17 protein-coding genes are annotated in these 18652 nt (G+C 74.3%); 3 read left to right on the forward strand and 14 right to left on the reverse strand.

Features of this window, described 5'->3' with window-relative positions; translation table 11 throughout:
- From JAO84_RS31925 to JAO84_RS31975, 11 genes are all read right to left on the reverse strand, one after another.
- Complete coding sequence (locus tag JAO84_RS31925) at positions 1-1599, reverse strand: proton-conducting transporter membrane subunit (protein WP_370415947.1); 1599 nt, start codon at positions 1597-1599, stop codon at positions 1-3.
- Positions 1599-2291 (reverse strand): hypothetical protein, encoded by a 693-nt coding sequence (locus JAO84_RS31930; protein ID WP_370415948.1) that lies wholly within the window; start codon positions 2289-2291, stop codon positions 1599-1601. The genes JAO84_RS31925 and JAO84_RS31930 overlap by 1 nt, the downstream gene beginning before the upstream one ends.
- Before the next feature lie 7 nt (positions 2292-2298).
- Positions 2299-3252, reverse strand: coding sequence for a respiratory chain complex I subunit 1 family protein (locus JAO84_RS31935; protein ID WP_370415949.1), 954 nt, complete (start codon positions 3250-3252; stop codon positions 2299-2301).
- The gene (locus JAO84_RS31940; RefSeq protein WP_370415950.1) at positions 3249-5270 is read right to left on the reverse strand and encodes a proton-conducting transporter membrane subunit; all 2022 of its coding nucleotides are present in this window, start codon (positions 5268-5270) and stop codon (positions 3249-3251) included. Before JAO84_RS31940 ends, JAO84_RS31935 begins: the two co-directional genes overlap by 4 nt.
- On the reverse strand, positions 5267-5749 hold the full coding sequence (locus JAO84_RS31945) for an NADH-quinone oxidoreductase subunit B family protein (RefSeq protein WP_265863063.1): 483 nt from the start codon (positions 5747-5749) through the stop codon (positions 5267-5269). The genes JAO84_RS31940 and JAO84_RS31945 overlap by 4 nt, the downstream gene beginning before the upstream one ends.
- Before the next feature lie 258 nt (positions 5750-6007).
- The gene (locus tag JAO84_RS31950) at positions 6008-6424 is read right to left on the reverse strand and encodes an STAS domain-containing protein (RefSeq protein WP_370415951.1); all 417 of its coding nucleotides are present in this window, start codon (positions 6422-6424) and stop codon (positions 6008-6010) included.
- On the reverse strand, positions 6421-6861 hold the full coding sequence (locus JAO84_RS31955) for an ATP-binding protein (RefSeq protein WP_370415952.1): 441 nt from the start codon (positions 6859-6861) through the stop codon (positions 6421-6423). Before JAO84_RS31955 ends, JAO84_RS31950 begins: the two co-directional genes overlap by 4 nt.
- Positions 6858-7271: a pyridoxamine 5'-phosphate oxidase family protein gene (locus tag JAO84_RS31960; RefSeq protein ID WP_370415953.1), complete on the reverse strand. Its 414-nt coding sequence runs from the start codon at positions 7269-7271 to the stop codon at positions 6858-6860. The genes JAO84_RS31955 and JAO84_RS31960 overlap by 4 nt, the downstream gene beginning before the upstream one ends.
- Entirely contained in the window at positions 7268-9019 is a 1752-nt protein-coding gene (locus tag JAO84_RS31965) for a SulP family inorganic anion transporter (protein WP_370415954.1), read from the reverse strand. Before JAO84_RS31965 ends, JAO84_RS31960 begins: the two co-directional genes overlap by 4 nt.
- Entirely contained in the window at positions 9016-9357 is a 342-nt protein-coding gene (locus tag JAO84_RS31970; protein ID WP_370415955.1) for an ArsR/SmtB family transcription factor, read from the reverse strand. The genes JAO84_RS31965 and JAO84_RS31970 overlap by 4 nt, the downstream gene beginning before the upstream one ends.
- Before the next feature lie 186 nt (positions 9358-9543).
- Entirely contained in the window at positions 9544-10002 is a 459-nt protein-coding gene (locus JAO84_RS31975; RefSeq protein WP_370415956.1) for a pyridoxamine 5'-phosphate oxidase family protein, read from the reverse strand.
- Positions 10003-10196: 194 nt separating this feature from the next.
- Here JAO84_RS31975 and JAO84_RS31980 point away from each other — a divergent pair, with 194 nt between their 5' ends.
- Positions 10197-10700, forward strand: a complete 504-nt coding sequence (locus JAO84_RS31980) for a hypothetical protein (RefSeq protein WP_370415957.1) — start codon at positions 10197-10199, stop codon at positions 10698-10700.
- A 281-nt stretch (positions 10701-10981) separates the two neighbouring features.
- Positions 10982-11623, forward strand: coding sequence for a vitamin K epoxide reductase family protein (locus tag JAO84_RS31985; RefSeq protein ID WP_370415958.1), 642 nt, complete (start codon positions 10982-10984; stop codon positions 11621-11623).
- Positions 11624-11793: 170 nt separating this feature from the next.
- Here JAO84_RS31985 and JAO84_RS31990 read toward each other — a convergent pair whose 3' ends face one another.
- From JAO84_RS31990 to JAO84_RS32000, 3 genes are all read right to left on the reverse strand, one after another.
- Positions 11794-12915: a PP2C family protein-serine/threonine phosphatase gene (locus JAO84_RS31990; protein ID WP_370415959.1), complete on the reverse strand. Its 1122-nt coding sequence runs from the start codon at positions 12913-12915 to the stop codon at positions 11794-11796.
- Positions 12916-12986: 71 nt separating this feature from the next.
- A complete protein-coding gene (locus JAO84_RS31995) occupies positions 12987-15962 on the reverse strand; it encodes an ABC transporter substrate-binding protein (protein WP_370415960.1) in 2976 nt (991 codons plus the stop codon).
- Positions 15963-16065: 103 nt separating this feature from the next.
- Complete coding sequence (locus tag JAO84_RS32000) at positions 16066-16701, reverse strand: class I SAM-dependent methyltransferase (RefSeq protein ID WP_370415961.1); 636 nt, start codon at positions 16699-16701, stop codon at positions 16066-16068.
- Positions 16702-17226: 525 nt separating this feature from the next.
- On the opposite strand from JAO84_RS32000, the gene JAO84_RS32005 reads away from it, so the two are divergent.
- Positions 17227-18642 (forward strand): family 2B encapsulin nanocompartment shell protein, encoded by a 1416-nt coding sequence (locus tag JAO84_RS32005; protein ID WP_370415962.1) that lies wholly within the window; start codon positions 17227-17229, stop codon positions 18640-18642.
- Positions 18643-18652: the final 10 nt, after the last annotated feature.

An 18652-nucleotide genomic window follows, 5' to 3' on the forward strand; every position in this document is an offset into this window, starting at 1 on the left:
TCAGTGGCCTCCGATCGCGGCGGCGGCGTCGTGCAGGAGATCGGTCAGCGGCCCGGTCGCGAGACCGAGCGCGGCGCACGCGACAAGCCCGAGGACGAGCGGCCACACGGCCCCCGCCCCGCCCTGAACCGTCGCCGGGGCCGGTACGGGGGAGGGCCCGAGGACCATCCGGGCGGTCCGCGCGGCGAGCGCCGCGAACGCGGCCAGGACGAGCAGCAGCGCCCCGGCCGTCGCCCAGCCCATCCCGGCACCGGCGGCGAACCCGGCCCGGACGATGCCCAGTTCGGAGGCGAAAAGGCTGAACGGCGGGAAGCCCAAGAGCGCGAGCACGGCGAGCCCGAGGACCCCGCCCAGCCACGGCAGCCGGGCGAGCAGCCCCCGCACCCGCCCGATCAGAGTCGTCCCGGTCAGGTGCAGCACATGGCCCGAGGCGCAGAAGGCGACCGACTTCGCGAGCCCGTGCCCGGCGATGTGCAGCAGCACGGCAGCGAGCGCCAGGGGCGTGCCGATCGCCGTACCGAGGGCGATCAGGCTCATGTGCTCCATGCTGGAGTACGCCAGCATCCGTTTGTAGTCCCGCTGGGCGAGCAGCAGCCCGGTGGCGAGCGCCAGCGTGAGCAGCGCGATCCCGGTGAGCAGCAGCCGGGTCCAGCCGTGCCCGAGCGCCGCGTCCGCGATCGTGTCGTAGCGCAGGACCGCGAGGAAGGCGACCGAGAGCAGCACCCCCGACATCAGCGCGGAGACCGGGGCCGGTGCCTGGCTGTGGGCGTCCGGCAGCCAGGCGTGCAGCGGCACCAGGCCCGCCTTGGCGCCGAAGCCGAGGATCACCAGGGACACCCCGAGCCGGGTGACCGACGGGTCGAGCGCGCCCGCGCGGGCGACCAGCGTCGGCCAGTCCAGGGCGTCCGCCTCGTCGATGCCGGCCTGCCGGGCCGCGTAGTAGACGAGGACCGTGCCGAGGAAGGCGAGCGCGATCCCGGCCGAGCAGATCACCACGTACTTCCAGGCGGCCTCGACCGACCGGCGGGTGCGCCGGTGCCCGACCAGGAACGCGGTGACGATCGTCGTCGCCTCCACCGCCACCCACAGCACACCGAGATTGGCCGTCACCACGGCCAGGCACATAGCGGCCAGGAACGCCTGGACCAGCGTGTGCAGCATGGCCGTGGCGCGCGCCGACAGACGTTCACCGGCGCCGTACGACGGCAGGCTCGCGCAGGCGACGAGCGCGACGGCGCCCACCACGAACAGCATCCACACGGTCGGCGCGTCCGCCCGCAGCAGACCGCCGAAGGCGTCGAGCGCCCCGCCGCGCGGCAGCGCCGCCGCCAGCAGCGCCCCGCATCCGAGCACGACGGCCGGGGAGGCCAGACCCCACCAAGGGGCGCCCGGGGCGGGCGGCGGCTCCGGGGTCGGGGCGGGTTCCGCGGCCTGATCGGGCTCCGGGCCCGCCGCTCCGACCAGGACCGCGGCCGGCCGCGGCAGCACGCGCGGGATCCGGCGCCGCAGCCGGGCGAGGACGAGGGCATGGGCGCCCGCCACGGCACCGGGCACGGCGACGGGCGCGGCGAGGACGGCAGCGGTCATGGTGGCCTGCATCAGTCGTGCAGCTCCCTCAGATCGTCGAGATCGGTGGTGCCGAACGCGGCCCGCATCCGCGCGGTGAGCAGCTGGAGGACCAGCATCGCGAGCAGGACGTCGAAGGAGACGCCGAGTTCGACGATGAGCGGCACACCGGAGGCGGCGAGGAACGCGGTCGCCGTGATGCCGTTGTCGAGCAGCAGGAACCCCACGACCTGGGCGAGCGCCCGCCGTCGGGTGACCAGGACGAAGAACCCGATGAGCACCACCGCGAGACCCACCGGCAGCGCCCGCGTCGCCGGGCTCGGGTCGAGCTCGACCAGCGGGCGCGCCACCGCGTAGGCGAGCAGCGTCAGGGCCGCCGCCGCGAGCAGCGAGGCGGCGACGTTCACCACCGGCCGGGTCTCCCGGCCCTCCGCGCCCCCGGTGTCGTACGGGCGCCGGTCGGCGGTCGCCGCGGTCAGCGCCCGGCGCATCAGATACGGCAGCACCCCGGCCCGCAGCACACCGATGCCGGCCGCCACCGCGACCAGGTCCGCCCGCCCCTCGTGCAGACCGAGCAGCAGCGCGATCGCGGCCAGGGCCACCCCCTGCAGAGCGAAGGTCCGGACGATCGCGGCGAGTTCACGCCGCCACAGGATCACCACGGCGGCCAGCAGGAAGGCCCCGCAGGCCAGGTCGAGCAGCTGTACGTACGCGCTGTCGCTCATGTCCGGCTCACGCTCCGCTCAGGAAGTAGGAGGCGGTCACGGCGAGCAGCGCCAACAGGAAGGAGCCGGCGAGGAGTTCCGGCACCCTGAAGAGCCGCACCTTCGCCCAGAACACCTCCGCCGCCGCCAGCGCCGCGCCGAGCAGCGCCACCTTGACCGCGAACGCCACCAGGGCGAGCAGCAGCGCGCCCACCGACGCCGAGGTGGCGATGCCCCACGGCACGAACAGCGAGGCGAGCAGTCCGAGCAGCACCGTGAGCCGCATCTGCGCGCCCAGCTCGACCAGGGCCAGGTCCCGGCCCGCGTACTCCAGGACCATCGCCTCGTGCACCATCGTCAACTCCAGGTGCGTGGACGGATTGTCGACCGGAATGCGTCCCGTCTCCGCGAGCACCGCGACCACGAGGGCCGCGGCGGCGAGCAGCCCGGCCGGGGACGCGAGCCGGTCTGGCTCGCGCACCGCGCCGTCGACGATCGCCGGCAGATTGGTGGTCCCGGCCGGTATCGACAGGGCGAACACCGCCATCAGCAGCGTCGGTTCGACAAGCGCCGCGATCGTCATCTCCCGCGAGGCCCCCATGCCGCCGAACGCGGTGCCCGTGTCGAGGCCCGCGAGCGCCAGCGTCACCGTGCCGAGCGCGAGCAGCGCCACCACCAGGATCAGATCCGCCCGCCCCGCGACCGGCGTGTCCGTCGAGAGCAGCGGGACCAGCGTCGCCACCACCAGCGTGGTCGCCACGAGCAGCGCCGGCGCGGTACGGAACGCCGGACCCGTGCCGGCCGGGGCGATCGGCTCCCGGCGCAGCAACTTCCGGGTGTCCCGCAGCGGTTGCAGCACCCCGGCCCCGGCCCGGCCCTCCAGGCGGGCCCGCACCTGCCGCATCAGACCCGTGAGCAGCGGCGCCCCGGCGACCACGGCACCCGTCTGCGCGGCGACCGCCGCGTACCCCAGCGCGCTCACCAGCCCACCACCAGGACGACGAAGAGGGAGAGGAGCCCGACGAAGCCGTACCCCAGATAGACGTGCACGCTGCCGCCCGCCAGCCGCCGCGCGGCCCGCCCGGTGCGGGCGAGGCCGTCGAGCACCGGCCGGTAGAGCCGGTGCTCCACCCGGTCCGGCACCCGGCCCCGGAACCGTACGCGCTCCACCAGATAGGCCGACTCGCGCACATGCGTGACGTCGACGTCCTGCTCGGGAGCAAGGACGTCGTCGAAGACCCGCTGCAGCGGCTCCGCGAACGAGGTCGCCGTGTACGCCATGCGCGGGGTCGGAGCCCCGCCGCCGCAGTCCCACAGCCGGGCCCTGCGCCGACGCCCGCCGAGCACCCTCGGCACGGCCGTGGCGAGCAGGACCGCCAGGGTGAGCGCCAGGGCCACCCACAGCGGCGACAGCGAGGTCGCGATGTCGTGCAGCCGGACCGTCAGGGCCCCGCCCGCCACCGAACCGGTCCCCGGCAGGCCCGCGTCGGCCACCGCCCGGTCGAGCCCCGGGCCGAGCAGCCCCGGCACCAGGGCGAGCCCCGCGCACCCCAGGGCGAGCAGCCCCAGGCCGGCGAGCATCAACGGCGGTGCCTCGCGGGCCCGTTCGGCCTCCCGGCTCCGCGGGCGGGCGAAGAAGCCGACCCCGAGGGCCTTCACGAACACCGCCGCCGCCACCCCCGCCGAGAGCGCCACGAGCCCCACCGCCAGCGGCAGCGCTATCGCCACCGCCACCCCCGGCATCTCAAGCCCGTGGATCAGCGACTGCAGCAGCAGCCACTCGCTGACGAACCCGTTCCCCGGCGGCAGCGCCACCGCGCCGAGCGCACCCACCGCGAAAAGCCCGGCCGTCACCGGCATCCGGGGTCGAAGCCCGCCAAGCCGGTCCAGGTCCCGCACCCCGGTGGCCCGCACCACCGCACCCGCCGCCCCGAACAACAGGGCCTTGAAAGCGGCGTGGTTGACCACATGCAGCAGACCGGCGGCCAGCGCGAGCGCCGCGAGCCCCTGGTCGCCCGACGCGGCGAAGAGCCCCGCCGCACCCGTGGCCACCAGGACGAGCCCCAGGTTCTCCGCCGTCGAGTACGCGAGCAGCCGCTTCACGTCCGACGAGATCGCCGCCTGCAGGATCCCGTACACCGCCGAGACCCCGCCGACCCCCATCAGCCCCAGCCACCACCAGGCGGGACCCCCGCCGAGCAGATCGAACCCGGTGCGCACGATCCCGTACGCCCCCAGATTGACCATGGCCGCGCTCATCAGCGCCGACACCGGCCCCGGCGCCTCCGGATGCGCCCGCGGGAGCCAGGCGTGCAGCGGCACCGCACCCGCCTTCGAGGCGAACGCCGCCGCCGTCAGCACGAACACGGTGCCCCGCACCGTCGGCGACAACTCTGCCGCACCCGCCCGTAGTTCCGCGAAACCCTCCCCGCCGGCCCGTGCGGCGAACAGCGCGAAGCCCGCGAGGAGCAGCACCAGACCCAGGTGCGTCATCACCGCGTACCAGAGACCCGCCGTGCGCACCTCCGCCCGCGCCCGGTGCTCCACCAGGACAAGCAGCAGCGAGGAGAGCGCCATCACCTCCCACACGAAGAGGAACGTGGAGACGGAGGCGGCCGCCGGGACGAGGATCAGGGTCAGCGCGAACAGCGGCAGCACCGCCTGCGCCGTGCGGGACGCCAGTCCGAGCGTGCCGTGCCCGGACGCGTAACCGATGCCGTACACGCCCACCGCGGCCACCACCGCGCCCGCCACCGCCATGAACAGGCCCGAGAGCGCGTCCACTTGCCACACCGTGCCCGCGAGCGGCAGCAGCTCCGGCAGCCGGCCCGTCCACTGCTCCCCGCCCAGGGCGCCCGCCCCGGCCGCGCAGCCCGCCGCGCCGACGCCGGCCGTGCACACGCCCGAGGCAATCAGGCGTGCCCGGCCCGGCAGGACGGACCCGGCCGCGGCGCCCGCGGCGGCCAGCGCCCCGGCGGCGCCCAGGCCCGCCGCGATCACCGGCCGGTCACCCGGCGCAGCGCCGCCACGATGGCTTCGGGTTCGGGCGGACAGCCCGGCACGGCCAGGTCCACGGCCACGACGTCGGAGACGGCGCCCTCGATCCCGTAACCCCCGGCGAACTCCCCGCAGTCGATGGCGCAGTCGCCGACCGCGACGACGATGGGCGGCTCGGGCATCGCCTGGACCGTGCGCCGCAGCGGCTCGGCCATGTTCCGGGTGACCGGCCCCGTCACCAGGGCCACGTCCGCGTGCCGGGGCGAGGCCACCAGGCGGGCGCCGTAACGCTCGGCGTCGTGCACCGGGTTGAACGCGGCGGCGATCTCGATCTCGCAGCCGTTGCACGAACCGGCGTCCACACAGCGGACCTGCGCCGAGCCCCCGAGCCGCCGGGCCTGCGGGAGAGGGCCGTCGGCGGGCGCGGGCGGCGCGGGTTCGGCGACCCGCCCGGTCGTACGGATCTTGCGCAACAAGCCCATGAACGCCCCTCCCGAAAGGGTGGTGAGGACACTCCTCCGTGGCGGCTAACGGGGTTGTCCGTAGCCGGAGTTACGGAACTTTCCTTGCGCTTTGCGTGCTTTGTTGAGATTTTGTACGAGCGATTCCGCAGCATGGCGGCCGCTCCGTTTTGTGGCTCGGCCGAGGGAGGCGACCGCCCCCGCACGCGGATGCTGTCCATGTGCGGCGAGGGCGGCCGCCGGTCTCGGCGGAGCCGTCAGAACCGGGGTGACGGCATGTCACCCCCTCTTCCGGGGCTGCGGGGCGGTGCGGGAGCCGGGCCATTCGTCGCTGCACCACTCGCGCAGCTCCCCGCCGTCGCCCCGGTGGGCGGCGAGCGCGGTGGCCAGGTCGGCGTGGACGGTCATCTCCGGGCAGTCGCCGCTGGGCACGAGGGAGCCGTCGGCGGGGATCGCGGCGAGTTCGAGCGGCCGGCCGCCGTCCCGCAGCCGGCGGGCGGCGTCGGCCACCGCGAGCTGGCCGCCCGCGGACCAGCCGCGCAGACCGGTGAGGTCGAGGATCACGGGACCTTCGCCACGGGCCACGACCCAGCCCACCGCACCGCCGAACCGGCTGACCGCGTCGGCCCCGAGATAGCCGGCGAGCGAGAGCACGCTCAGGCCGGGGCGGGTGGTGTAGCGCCATTCGATGGTCATGGTGTTGCCTTCGCGGGTTGCAGGGGGAGGGTGATCCAGACGCTCTTTCCGCCGCCGTCGGCGTCCCGGCGGACCACACAGGTGCCGCCGGCGGCGGTCATCACCTCGGCGATCACGGCGAGCCCGCCGCCGGCGGTGGCGGCGGCGAGGACCCCGGGATGGTGCGGGTGCCGGTCGTGCACGGCGAACGCGAGCGTGTCGTCGCCCGCCGCGAAGGTGACGGTGAGGCTGGGCGAGGTGTCGGCGGCGTGCCGGACGCTGTTGGTGACCAGCTCGCTGAGGATCAGCAGCGCGGGCCCGAGCGCGGGGTGGTCGGCGGCGATGCCCCATTCGGCGAAGGTCATCTCCGCCGTCTCGCGCACCACCCGGACCGCCGCGGGCAGCGTCGGCACCGTCAGCACATGACGGTGGGGCAGCGCTGCCGTCGCGGAGCTCATCGTGTCTCCACCGTGCCCAGGCGGTATCCCGTCACGGTCTGCGGGGTGATCCGCAGCAGGGTGTCGTGCGGCCCGTACGCCCAGCCGGGCAGGGTACGCCGGTAGTGCGCGGCCTCGACCGGCTCGGCGACCGGTTCGCCGGGCCCGGTGACGGTGACGCTCCAGCCGCTGCCCGCCGGCATCCGGATCTCGTCGACCTGGTACGTCAGCGTCGGGCGGGCGTGCAGCAGATCCGCCTGCACCGGGGCGCGGACGATGAGCCGGCCGTATTCGAGGACGTGCACGGCGGGCCGTACGACCGCCTGCTCGCGCTGGGTGAAGACGAGGCGTCCGTGGGCGGCGCCTTCGAGCAGCCAGAGGGCCTCGGCCCCGGAGGTCTCGACGATCCGGCGGGTGGTCGGCACGCTCATCGGGCCGCCTCCTCGGGCACCCGTCCCGAGCCCTGCCCGGAGGGGCCGGGCTGTCCGGGGACCACCGGAAGGAGGCCGGCGCCGTGCAGATGGGCGCGGGCGCCCGCGATGGCCTCGGGGGTCGTGGCGTACTCGCGGCCGTCGAGCCGCAGCAGGTCGAGCGCGCCGACCGAGTCCAGGGCCTTGCGCTGCCCCGGCCGTATCCCCGAGGTCATGACCACGATGCCGCGCCGGTTGAGCTTCTCCACGGCGTCCTTGAGGACGAGCGCGCCGGTGGCGTCGATCGTGGTCACCCGGGACATCCGCAGGATGACCACGCGGACGTCGGCGACCTCGGCGAGTTCGAGTAGGAAGCGGTGGGCGGCGGCGAAGAACAGCGGGCCGTCGATCCGGTAGGCGACGATGTGCTCGGCGAGCAGGGCGTGCTCCTCCGCGGTGTGCTCGCCGGGCAGGTCGGCCGTGAAGTCGACCTCGGCGAGCCGGGCCTGCCGGGCCACGGCGCGCAGCGCGAGGGCGCCGGCGACGACGAAGCCGATGATCACCGCGTACACCAGGTCGAGCGCGAGGGTCGCGACGGCCGTGAGGACGAGCACGACGGCGTCGGAGCGGGTGGCCTTCGCCATGGCGCGCAGCGAGCCGACCTCGATCATGCGGATCGCGGTGGCGATCAGGACGCCGGCCAGCGCGGCGAGCGGGATCCGCGACACCAGCGGGGCGGCGGCGAAGACGATCACGGCGAGGACGGCGGCGTGGGTGAGGGCCGCGAGCCGCGACGACGCTCCGGTGCGCACGTTGACGGCGGTACGGGCGATGGCGGCCGTCGCCGGGACGCCGCCGAACAGCGGGGCGGCCAGGTTCGCCAGGCCCTGCCCGAACAGCTCCCGGTCCGGGTCGTGCTTCTGGCCGACCGTCATGCCGTCGGCGACGGTCGCCGAGAGCAGCGACTCCAGGGCGGCGAGCGCGGCGACCGCGACGGCGGGCGCGAGCAGCGAGCCGAGCGCCGAGACGTCGAGGAAGGCGAGGGAGGGCGCGGGCAGTCCGGCCGGCAGGTCGCCGATGGGGGCGGCGGCGTCGAGGTGGAAGAGCTGGGCCGCCACGGTCGCGGCGACGACCGCCACGATCGAGAAGGGGATGGTGGGGCGCCAGCGCGCACCGAGCAGCATGATCAGCGCCACGCCGGCCGCGAGGCCGACGGCGGTCCAGTTCGGCGTCTTCACGAACTCCTGGACCGCGTGCCAGGTCACCACCAGGACCCGGTCGCCCTCGGGCTTGGGGACGCCGAGCGCGTTCGGGATCTGCTGCAGGCCGATGACCAGGGCGATGCCCAGGGTGAAGCCCTCGACGACGGGGGCGGGGATGTAGCGCATGTACCGGCCGGCCCGGGCCACCGCCAGGCCGATCAGCAGCACGCCGGCCATCAGACCGACGGTCAGCACACCGCCGGGGCCGTACTCCGCCACGATCGGCACGAGCACCACGGTCATGGCGCCGGTCGGGCCGGACACCTGGAGGTTCGAGCCGCCGAACAGCGCGGCGAGCGCGCCGGCGACCACGGCGGTGGCCAGGCCGGCCTCGGCGCCGAGGCCGGAGGAGACGCCGAAGCCGAGCGCGAGCGGCAGCGCGACGATGGCGACGGTGAGACCGGCGAGCAGGTCGCGACGCGGGTCGCGGCGCATGGCGGCGTAGTCGGCGCGGGCGGGCAGGAGGGCACGGATCCGGCGCAGGGCCGGGGCGAGGGCGGTGCTCATCGCGCGGCGACCTCGGCTTCCCGCAGCTCCGCGAGGAGCTCGTTCTGCCCCGCCAGCATCTCGGTGAGGATCCGCCGGGCGGCCTGCATGAGGTCGGCGACGTCGCCGCCGGCGAGCGTGTAGACCACGGTGGAGCCCTCGCGGGTGGAGGTCACGATCCCGGACCGGCGGAGCACCGCGAGCTGCTGGGAGAGCGCCGGGGGCTCGACCTCGATCTCGGCGAGCAGGTCGCGTACCGCCAACGGTCCGTTCTGGAGCAGCTCGAGGACGCGGATGCGGACCGGGTGGCCCAGCATCCGGAAGAACTCGGCCTTGGCCTGGTACAGCGGAACCGGCACGATCGCGGCCTCTCCTCACGCCCCGCGCGGCGGCGGCGGGGTCCTGGCTCGGTGCTGTGCCCGCGGCTACCTGCGGGCACAGCGAAACCATCATGTATCGAATTGCCGAATTATGCAATTCATGCATTGGGGAGAGGTGCAGGGGCCGGGGCCCAGGGGGTGGGGCTGGTAGGGGGTTCGGCCGGTTCAGCGGGCCTCGACCAGGCGGATGCCGGTGACCAGGTCGGGCCGGATGCGGACCACCTGGTCCATGGTCCGGTCCGACCAGGGCGTGAGCAGACGCTCGTAACGGGCCAGGTCGTCGGGGTCGGTCACCAGATGGCAGTAGCCCGTCACCACGGTGCTCCAGCCGAGCCGGGTCGTCATGTCGATGTCGTCCGCCTCGTAGGCGACGACGACTCCGCGCGAACCGGCCTCCCGCGTGCTCAGGAGCAGCGCGCCGCTCTCGTGGGTGCGGATGACGATCTGCCCGTCGTCGACGATGTGGTTGACCGGGCGGATCGCGGGCAGCGCCTGCCGCGTGAACACGATCCGGCCCAGCGGCACGCCGGCCAGCAGGCGCAGGGCCTCGTCGGCGTCGAGCTCGACCGTGCGGCGCGGACCGGTGGCGGCCGGGGCGGAGGAGCGGGTCGGAGCGTCGTTCATGGGTGGCGTCCTGAGTCGGCGAGGGCGGGAGGGGCGGGGTGCCCTGTGGTTGCTCTGCGGGTGGCTCATTTCAGTAGACGGCCGGGCGGGGGCGGGGCGGAAGGGCCGTTCGGCCCCTTGCCGCCGCCCGCGGCGGCTCGCTTCACTGCGGGAGACGAGGATGTCACGCAGGAGGCGCGAGGGGTGAGCGAACGGTGATCGTCGCGGTGGGACACATCGATCTGAGCCGGGAGGCGAGGACCGCGGTGGAGGCGGAGCTGAGCGCACGGCTGAGCCGGCTGCCCGCCGGGCGGGCCGGTCTCGTACGGGCCGGCCGGGGCGTCCCCGCCCTGTTCGCCCGCGCGGCGAAGGCCGCCGGCCGCCGCCTGGTCGTCACCTTCCCCGCCCCGGAGTCCGGGGCGGGCCCGGCCCCCGAGACGCTGCCGCCGGTCGACCGCCTGCCCGCCGGGGACCTGCTCGCGCTCGCCGACGAGGTACGGCTGCTCGCCTACGACCCCGCCGACCGCGACGCCTGCGTCTGCGCCGACGAGCACCTGGTCAAGGGCTGCCGGCACCTCCTCGCCGTATGGGACGGCTCGCCCTCCAACGGCCGGGACGCCACGGCCCACCTGGTCGCCTACGCTCTCGCCTGGGGCATCCCGGTGGACGTCGTCTGGCCGGACCACGCCCGGCGCGAGTCGACGGCCCCGACGGGGTAGCGGCGGCGACGCGGTGGCGGGGCCTGCGCGGTCGGGGGCGCGTGCGGTCGGGCGCCCGCAGGGCGTGGTGCGTGCTGCGTGCGAGGTCGCGGCGTCAGCGCGGTCGGGGCGCCGGCAGGGCCTGGCGCCTGCGCGGTCGGGGCGCCGGGACGAGCGCGGCGTCGAACACTCGTGGGCGGGCCGTTCGGCCCTTGGGGGCGGGGGCGCGGCTCGGCTTCACTGCGGCGCATCCGAGGCCCATTCCCGACGCCAGTGAGGCGGTACGCACTCCGATGAACCCGATGGCCGACACCCCCACGCCCACCCGGCACCGCACGCGGGCCGCCACCCGCGAGCCGGCCGCCCTCGGCGCCTCGCGGGCGCTGGCCTGGCTGCTGATCGTGACCGGCGCCCTGGGCACCCTCGCCTCGTTCGTCATCACCGTCGACAAGTTCGAACTTCTCGCGAACCCGGGCTTCAGCCCGTCCTGCAACCTCAGCCCGGTCGTCTCCTGCACCAACGTGATGGCGAGCGACCAGGCCTCCGTCCTCGGCTTCCCGAACCCGCTGCTCGGCCTCGCCGCGTACCCCGTCGTCGCCGCCATCGGCGTCGCGCTGCTCGCGGGCGCCGCCTTCCGCCGCTGGTTCTGGCTCGGTCTGAATCTGGGCACGGCGCTCGGCGCGGTCTTCTGCATGTGGCTCATGGGCCAGGCCCTGTACGAGATCGGCGCCCTGTGCCTGTGGTGCTGCCTCGCCTGGGCCGCCACCATCGCGATGTTCTGGTACACCACCGTCCACAACCTGCGCCACGGCTTCGTCCGAGCCCCGCGCGGACTCGTCGCGGGGGCACTGGAGTTCCACTGGGCGGTGCCGGTCACCTGGTACCTGGTCGTCGTGCTGCTGATCGCCACCCGCTGGTGGGACTACTGGCGGACACTGCTCTGACGACGTGTGACGCAGGTTTGCGGCACAGGCGTGCGAGCTGCACCAGCACGTGTACGGCGGCGGCGCGGCGGAGAAGCCCGAAGTCCCGCATCAACTGCCGCCCGCGCTCGTACGGTTCGAGAACCGCGACGACGAGCGGACGCGCATCGCGCGGGGGATCTTCGCAGGGGTCAGGCCGCGCGGCGGACCGCGAGCACGGTCGTGTCGTCCGTCAGGCCCGTCGCCGCGTGCGCCGTGGCCGCCGCGCGGATGCGGGAGACGAGGACGCCCGGGTCGGTGAGGGTGGGGTCGGTGCGCAGCGAGCGGGCGAGGTCCTCGTACAGCGGGTAGAACTCGCCGTCGGCGTCACGGGCCTCGGTCACGCCGTCGGAGAAGAGCAGCAGGGTCTCGCCGGGGGCGAGGGTGACCGTTGTGGCGGAGGGGCGCTCGTCGGTCAGCGACAGCATGCCGAGGGGCAGCGCGGACTCGCCGGCCAGCGGGCGGACCCCGGCGGTGCTCACGGCGAGCGGCGTGAGGTGGCCGCAGTTGACCAGGTCGACGGCGGTGCCGGTGGTGTCCGGCCCGGCGGGCGGGAAGTGGAGGAGCGCGGCGGTGGCGAAGCGTTCCGTCTCGTCGCTGCCGAGGGCCCGCACGTACTCCTGGTGGCGGCGGAGCCGCGCGTCCATGCGCACGGCGACCTCGGCGAGGTCGCCCTCATGGGCGGCGGCCTCACGGAAGCTGCCGACCAGCGCCGCCGCGCAGGCCACCGCGTCGAGCCCCTTGCCCTGCACGTCGCCCAGGACGAGCCGGGTGCCGTGCGGCGAGGGCTGGATGTCGTAGAAGTCCCCGCCGACCCGGGCGGCGACGTCCGCCGCCGTGTACGTGGCGGCGTGCTCCAGGTCGCCCCACCGCGACGGCAGCGGGCGGAGCACCGTACGCCAGGTGGTGTCGGCGACCTCGCGGACCCGGGCGGCCCGGCGTCCGGCGCGCAGCCGGGCACGACACACGACGAGCGCGCCCAGGCTGCTGACCAGGATCAGGCTGAGCCCCGGGGCGGTGCTGCGGAGGGTCACGTACACCGCCAGGGTGAGCGCCGCGTAGAACGCGGTGACGCGCAGGCCGCACAGCAGCGCCGCGAGGCCGGGGACGAGGAGCAGCCACGCGAGGCACTGCCCGCTGTTGAGGTGGCCGGCCCCGTAGCACGCGAGGACGAGGGCCATCAGTGTGCCGGGGAGGAGGACCAGCGCGCGGCCGTGGCGCGCGCAGGCAGCGGTCACGGTCGTGAGGCGGCGGTGCTCCAGCGAAAGGTTCACGTTTTAACTAGACCTTACGGCCGGGGGGACGGTCGACCGGCCCAAAGTCCCGAAACCGCCGACCGAAGTCCCTACGCGCCCCCGCCCACCCCCAGTGCCTGGATGTCGACCATCCCGTAGGCCTGGTTGACGTAGACGTTCGTCAGGCGCGGGTTGCGGTAGTTCAGTGCCTTGGTGGCGACGACCGGCAGGTAGTAGGCGCCGTCGGTGATCTTGTGGTTGATGTCGCGGTGGAGCTCGGCGGCCTTCGTGGGGTCGGTCTCGGCGGCGGCCCGGTCGAAGAGGGTGTTGATCGCCGGGTCGTTCACCTGGGCGTAGTCGGTGTTGCCCGAGGGGGTGATCGACCGGCCGTCGGCCAGCGGCCGGAGGAAGCTCGCGCCCTGCGGGTGGTCGCCGACCCAGCCGGTGACGATCAGGCCGTAGCCCTGCTTCTTGACCGTGCTCGGGGAGCCCACGCCGGAGTAGAACTTCGAGAGGTCCAGCTTCTCGATCTCGAGCGTGATGCCGACCGCCTTGAGGCTGTTCTTCAGCACCTCGGCGGTGGCGACGTTCTGGGAATGGGTGTCGCGCACCGCGAGCTTGGCGGCGAAGCCCTGCGGGCGGCCGCAGGCGCGCAGCTCCTCGCGGGCCTTCTCGGGCTGCGCCTTGCCGGCCGTCAGGCCGTAGGGGTCGTAGGCGTCCGAGCCGGGGATCGTCGGGGGCAGCAGACTGCCGAGCGGGGCGCCGGCCGTCGGGCCGCCGCGCGCGGTCTGCAGGGCCCGGGGGTCGGCCGCGTAGAACACGGCCTTGCGGCAGTGCTCGTTGTCGAACGGCGCCGTCTTCGACACCAGCGCCACCATCGACACAGCGCCCGTGGCCGGCGCGTCCGCCGAGGCCTTCAGCTTCGCGTCGCCGAGCACCCGCGCCCGGGCGGCCTGCGCCAGACCGCCCTGCTGGGCGTCCAGGTCGGCCGAGCCGTTGAGGAGCTCCGCGGTCAGCGCCTCGGGATCCTGGGTGACCGTCAGCTCGATCCGGTCCGGCAGCGCGCGGCGCAGCGGGTCGGTGGACTGCTTCCAGTTGGTGTTGCGCACCAGGACGAGCGACTTCTCCGGGGTGTACGAGGCGAACTTGTACGGCCCCGAGGCCACCGGCCGCTGCCCGTAGCGCGCGCCCGTGTCCCGGTCGCGCGGCACCGGGGCGGTCGCGCCCATGGCCAGCAGATGGGGGAACATCGAGTCCGGCTTCGCCAGGCGGAACACCAGGGTGCGGTCGTCGGGCGTCTCGATCGCCGACAGGCCGTTCTTCTCGGGCGTCGTGTCCTTCGCCGGGCCGGGGTACTTCCCCTGCGGGTCGAGCGCCTCGGCGAAGTAGGTGGGGCCGCCGCTGACGACCGACTGGTCGAAGACCCGCTCGATCGCGTACTTGACGTCCTTGCTCGCGATCGGCGTGCCGTCCTCGAAGGTGACACCGGACCGCAGCCGCACGGTGTACGTCTTCCCGTCCGGCGACACCTCCGGCTGCGCCTCGGCCAGATCCGGTACGAGCGAGGTGCCGGCCCGGCCCGGCTTGGCGTCGTACGCGAGCAGCGTCCGGGCGTAGAGGCGCTGGACGTTCCAGACCCAGCCGTAGTACGCGCGGCCCGGGTCCCAGGAGTCGGCGTCGTAGGCGGTGCGCAGCCGCAGCGTGCCGCCCTTGGCGGTGGACGGGTTGACCACGTTCGTGACGGCCGCGTCGAAGCCGGTGGCGCCGGAAGGGGTGACGTCGTTCTTGGAATCGTCGTTCTTGGACGCGGACTTGTCGTCCTTCTTCGCGCCCTGGTTCAGCAGGACGGCGGTGGTGACGCCGCCGCCCGCCACCAGCGCCGCCGCGACGGCGATCGCCACGATCCGCTGCCGGTTGCGCGCGGGCCGGCCCGGAGCGGTCGGGGCCGCCGGGCCGGCCGGCCCGGGCCACGTGGTGGACACCAGGCCCGGGGCCTGCGACGGCATCGGCGGCACGGTCCGCGGCATCGGCGGCGCCGGCGGGGGAGTCTCCACCACGGGCGTCGTCGGTACGGGCGCCTCCGCAGCCGGAGTCTCGGGTACGGGCTGCGCCGGCACAGGCGCGGGCGCCGGCGCGGGCCGCTTGGCCAGGGCGTCCCGGGGGTCGGGCGTCCCGGGCGGCGGCGTCTTCACCGCGGCCCCTCCGGCCGCCCCCGCCGCCTCCGCCCCCGCCGGGCGGGTGAGCGCCGCGGCCACCGTGTCCGGCAGCCAGTCCGTCTCCTGCGGCAGCCCGCCGCCGTAGGTGTGCGTGCCGGTCTCGCCGAGCAACCGGGCGAACTCCGCGAGGAGTTCGGGCACGGTGGGGCGCCGTGCCGGGTCCTTCTCCAGACAGCGGGCCACGAAGTCCGTGCCGTCGGGCAGCCCCCGCAGGTCCGGAGTCTCGTACACCGCACGGAAGTTGACCGAGTGCGCCGGGCCGACGCCGAACGGCGCGGTGCCCGTGCCGGCGAAGGCGAGGACCGCGCCGAGCGAGAACACATCGCTCGCCGGGCCGATCCGATGACCGGTCACCTGCTCGGGCGACATGAAACCGGGGGTGCCGATGACCATGCCGGTCTGGGTGAGGACGCTGGACTCGGTGGCCAGGGAGATGCCGAAGTCGATGACGCGCGGGCCGTCGGTGGCGAGCAGCACGTTCGACGGCTTGAGGTCGCGGTGGATCAGCCCCGTGCCGTGGATGGCCTCCAGGGCCTCGACGAGCCCGGCACCCAGATAGTGCAGCGAGCGCCGGGGCCAGGCCCCGTGGGCCTGGATCGCCGCGTCGAGCGGCAGGCCCGGCACGTAGGCGGTGGCGAGCCAGGCGGGCGAGCCCTCGGGGTCGGCGTCGACGACGGCCGCGGTGAAGAAGCCGGTCACCCGGCGGGCCGCCTCGACCTCCCGGGCGAACCGCCGCAGGAAGTCGGGGTCCTCGGCGAGTTCGGCGCGCACCACCTTCACCGCGACCATCCGGCCACTGGTCGAGCGGCCCAGGTACACGCGGCCCATGCCGCCCGCGCCGAGCCGCGCGAGGATCCGGTACCGCCCCACCTGCCGCGGATCTGCCGCGCCCAGCGCTTCCAACGTTCCCCCCGGTCGGTGACCCCACCGTCGGGGGCCGTCCGAGGACGATTACATCAGACCCCGCTGCCCCCTACGGCCGCCGGGCGTAGCAGAACAGCTGCTCCTCCGGCACGGCCGAGGGCCCGTCGGGGCGGAACTCCGAGACGGCCTGGTGCAGGACGTCCAGGCCGCACTCCTCGCGCAGCAGGCGGACGAACTCCTCGGCGGAGAAGCTGGAGACCCGGGCCCGGTGGCCCATCCAGACGATCTCCACGTCTTCCACGTCGGCCGGGACGGTCGCGCTGACCAGGAGGCCGCCCGGCTTCAGCCAGGAGGTCATCCGGCGCAGCGCGTCGGCCGCCCCGGCGCGGTCCATCATCAGGAGCGGGAAGAAGGCGCACACCGCGTCGAAGCCGCCCTCCGGGCCGGTGAACTCCCGTACGTCGCACCGCTCGAACCGGGCGCCGGGCACCTGCCGGCGGGCCAGGTCCACCATGGTGCCGGACACGTCGATGCCGGTGACCGCGTGCCCGGCGCGGTCGAGGAGCTCGGCCACCGGGCGGCCGGTGCCGCTGCCGACGTCCAGGACCCGGGCGCCCCGGGGGAGCCGGTCGAGCAGCCAGTCGACGGCGGCCAGCTGCTCGGGAAGGTGCCCGAAGGCCTTCTCGTAGCCGAGCCCGACCTCGTCGAACAGCTCCTCGGCCGTCAGCGCCCGCTCTTCGCTCATGGTGTTCCCCTCCCGCGGGCCGGCGGCCCGATCGCGGACCGCCTACCCAGGGGAGGCTCGGCGCATGTCGGCGGGCGGGTGCGGAAGCTCCGTGGGCTCCCCGTTCGGCGGGCGTCCGGCGCCCTCCGCGCGCTCCCGCCGGTTGCGTGGGCGGACCGCCGCCGGTGGGTGGCCGAAACCGCGCGGCCCCGCTGTTCCGTACCGCTCGTTCGGCGGAGGCTCACGCGCGCCCCCGTCCCCGCCTGCGACGGGCCGTGACCTGACTCGTTTTCAAGAGCGCCTGTCGGAGGGTGAGTTGCGTGAGGGGCGTACGGCGGGCCGCGCGCGCCCCGCCGCACTCTCCCGGATGGCTCGAAAGTCGTCGTCGCCCGGATAAACCCCGGCAGAAGCAAGATCACTGCTTCGAGGTAACGCCGCCGGACTGGCTGGGCAGGCCCCCTCTCGCGACGGTTAGTGTTCCCCCGGATCTGGACGGAATCCCAGAGATTGTGTCGGTTTTTCCTCTTTTCAAGGAGCGCTCGTCCCATGACCGTTGAGACCGGCCCGGAGATGGAGCTGGAGCCGTCGCGGCCGCAGTCCAGCCTCAGCACCGCGGCAGCCCGGAACCTCGCCACCACGACCAAGTCCGCCCCGCAGATGCAGGAGATCACCTCCCGGTGGCTGCTGCGCATGCTCCCCTGGGTGGAGACGAAGGGCGGCGCCTACCGGGTGAACCGCCGACTCAGCTACACCGTCGGCGACGGCGTCATCGAGTTCGTGCAGGACGGCGCCTCCGTCCGGGTCATCCCCCGGGAACTCGGCGAACTCGCCCTGCTGCACGGCTTCGAGGACGAGGACGTGCTGCGGGCGCTCGCCGACCGCTGCGTCCAGCGCGACTTCCGCGCCGGCGAGGTCCTCGTCGAGCGCGGCGCCGCCGCGGAGCACATCCACCTCATCGCCCACGGCCGGATCAGCCAGACCTCGGTCGGCAAGTACGGCGACGAGGTCGCCGTCGCGGTCCTCGCCGACGGCGACCGGTTCGGCGAGAACGCCCTCCTGGACGCCGACGCCACGTGGGACTACACCGCCACCGCCGAGACCCCCGGCACCCTGCTCACCCTCTCCCGCTCCGACTTCGCCGCCGTGCAGGCGCAGGCGCCCGCGCTCGCGGAGCACATCAGCGAGTTCAGCGCGCTGCCCGGGCAGCGGCAGAACAAGCACGGCGAGGCCGAGATCGCCATGTCCGCCGGCCACGTCGGCGAGGCCGAACTCCCCGGCGCCTTCGTGGACTACGAGCTCAAGCCGCGCGAGTACGAGCTCTCCGTCGCCCAGACGGTCCTCAAGGTCCACACCCGGGTCGCCGACCTCTACAACGGCCCGATGAACCAGACCGAGGAACAGCTCCGGCTCACGATCGAGGCGCTCCGCGAGCGCCAGGAGCACGAGCTGATCAACAACCGCGAGTTCGGTCTGCTCCACAACGCCGACTTCAAGCAGCGGATCCAGACCCACTCGGGCCCGCCCACCCCGGACGACCTCGACGAACTGCTCTGCCGCCGCCGCGGCACCAAGTTCCTCTTCGCCCACCCGAAGACCATCGCGGCGATCGGGCGCGAGTTCAACAGCCGCGGGCTCTACCCGGACCACGTCGACGTCGGCGGCCAGTCCGTCCCGGCCTGGCGCGGGGTCCCGATCCTGCCCTGCAACAAGATCCCGATCAGCAACGAGCAGACCAGCTCGATCATCGCCATGCGTACCGGCGAGGACAACCAGGGCGTCGTCGGCCTGCGCCAGACCGGTCTGCCGGAGGAGTACGAGCCCGGTCTGTCGGTGCGCTTCATGGGCATCAACGAGCAGGCGATCATCTCGTACCTGGTCACCACCTACTACTCCGCCGCGATCCTCGTGCCCGACGCGCTCGGCGTGCTGGAGAACGTGCAGATCGCCCGCAGGCGCGACTAGGCGGATACCC

The sequence above is a fragment of the Streptomyces fradiae genome (assembly GCF_041270065.1).
In the GTDB taxonomy this organism is placed as follows: Bacteria; Actinomycetota; Actinomycetes; order Streptomycetales; family Streptomycetaceae; genus Streptomyces.

Bases quoted from the DNA above. Each gene is read 5' to 3' on its own strand.
- JAO84_RS31965 (WP_370415954.1), bottom strand. From the start codon at position 9,019: ATGAGCACCGCCCTCGCCCCGGCCCTGCGCCGGATCCGTGCCCTCCTG.
- JAO84_RS31975 (WP_370415956.1), bottom strand. From the start codon at position 10,002: ATGAACGACGCTCCGACCCGCTCCTCCGCCCCGGCCGCCACCGGTCCG.
- JAO84_RS31985 (WP_370415958.1), top strand. From the start codon at position 10,982: ATGGCCGACACCCCCACGCCCACCCGGCACCGCACGCGGGCCGCCACC.
- JAO84_RS31945 (WP_265863063.1), bottom strand. From the start codon at position 5,749: ATGGGCTTGTTGCGCAAGATCCGTACGACCGGGCGGGTCGCCGAACCC.
- JAO84_RS31960 (WP_370415953.1), bottom strand. From the start codon at position 7,271: ATGAGCGTGCCGACCACCCGCCGGATCGTCGAGACCTCCGGGGCCGAG.
- JAO84_RS31950 (WP_370415951.1), bottom strand. From the start codon at position 6,424: ATGACCATCGAATGGCGCTACACCACCCGCCCCGGCCTGAGCGTGCTC.
- JAO84_RS32005 (WP_370415962.1), top strand. From the start codon at position 17,227: ATGACCGTTGAGACCGGCCCGGAGATGGAGCTGGAGCCGTCGCGGCCG.
- JAO84_RS31955 (WP_370415952.1), bottom strand. From the start codon at position 6,861: ATGAGCTCCGCGACGGCAGCGCTGCCCCACCGTCATGTGCTGACGGTG.
- JAO84_RS31925 (WP_370415947.1), bottom strand. From the start codon at position 1,599: ATGCAGGCCACCATGACCGCTGCCGTCCTCGCCGCGCCCGTCGCCGTG.
- JAO84_RS32000 (WP_370415961.1), bottom strand. From the start codon at position 16,701: ATGAGCGAAGAGCGGGCGCTGACGGCCGAGGAGCTGTTCGACGAGGTC.
- JAO84_RS31930 (WP_370415948.1), bottom strand. From the start codon at position 2,291: ATGAGCGACAGCGCGTACGTACAGCTGCTCGACCTGGCCTGCGGGGCC.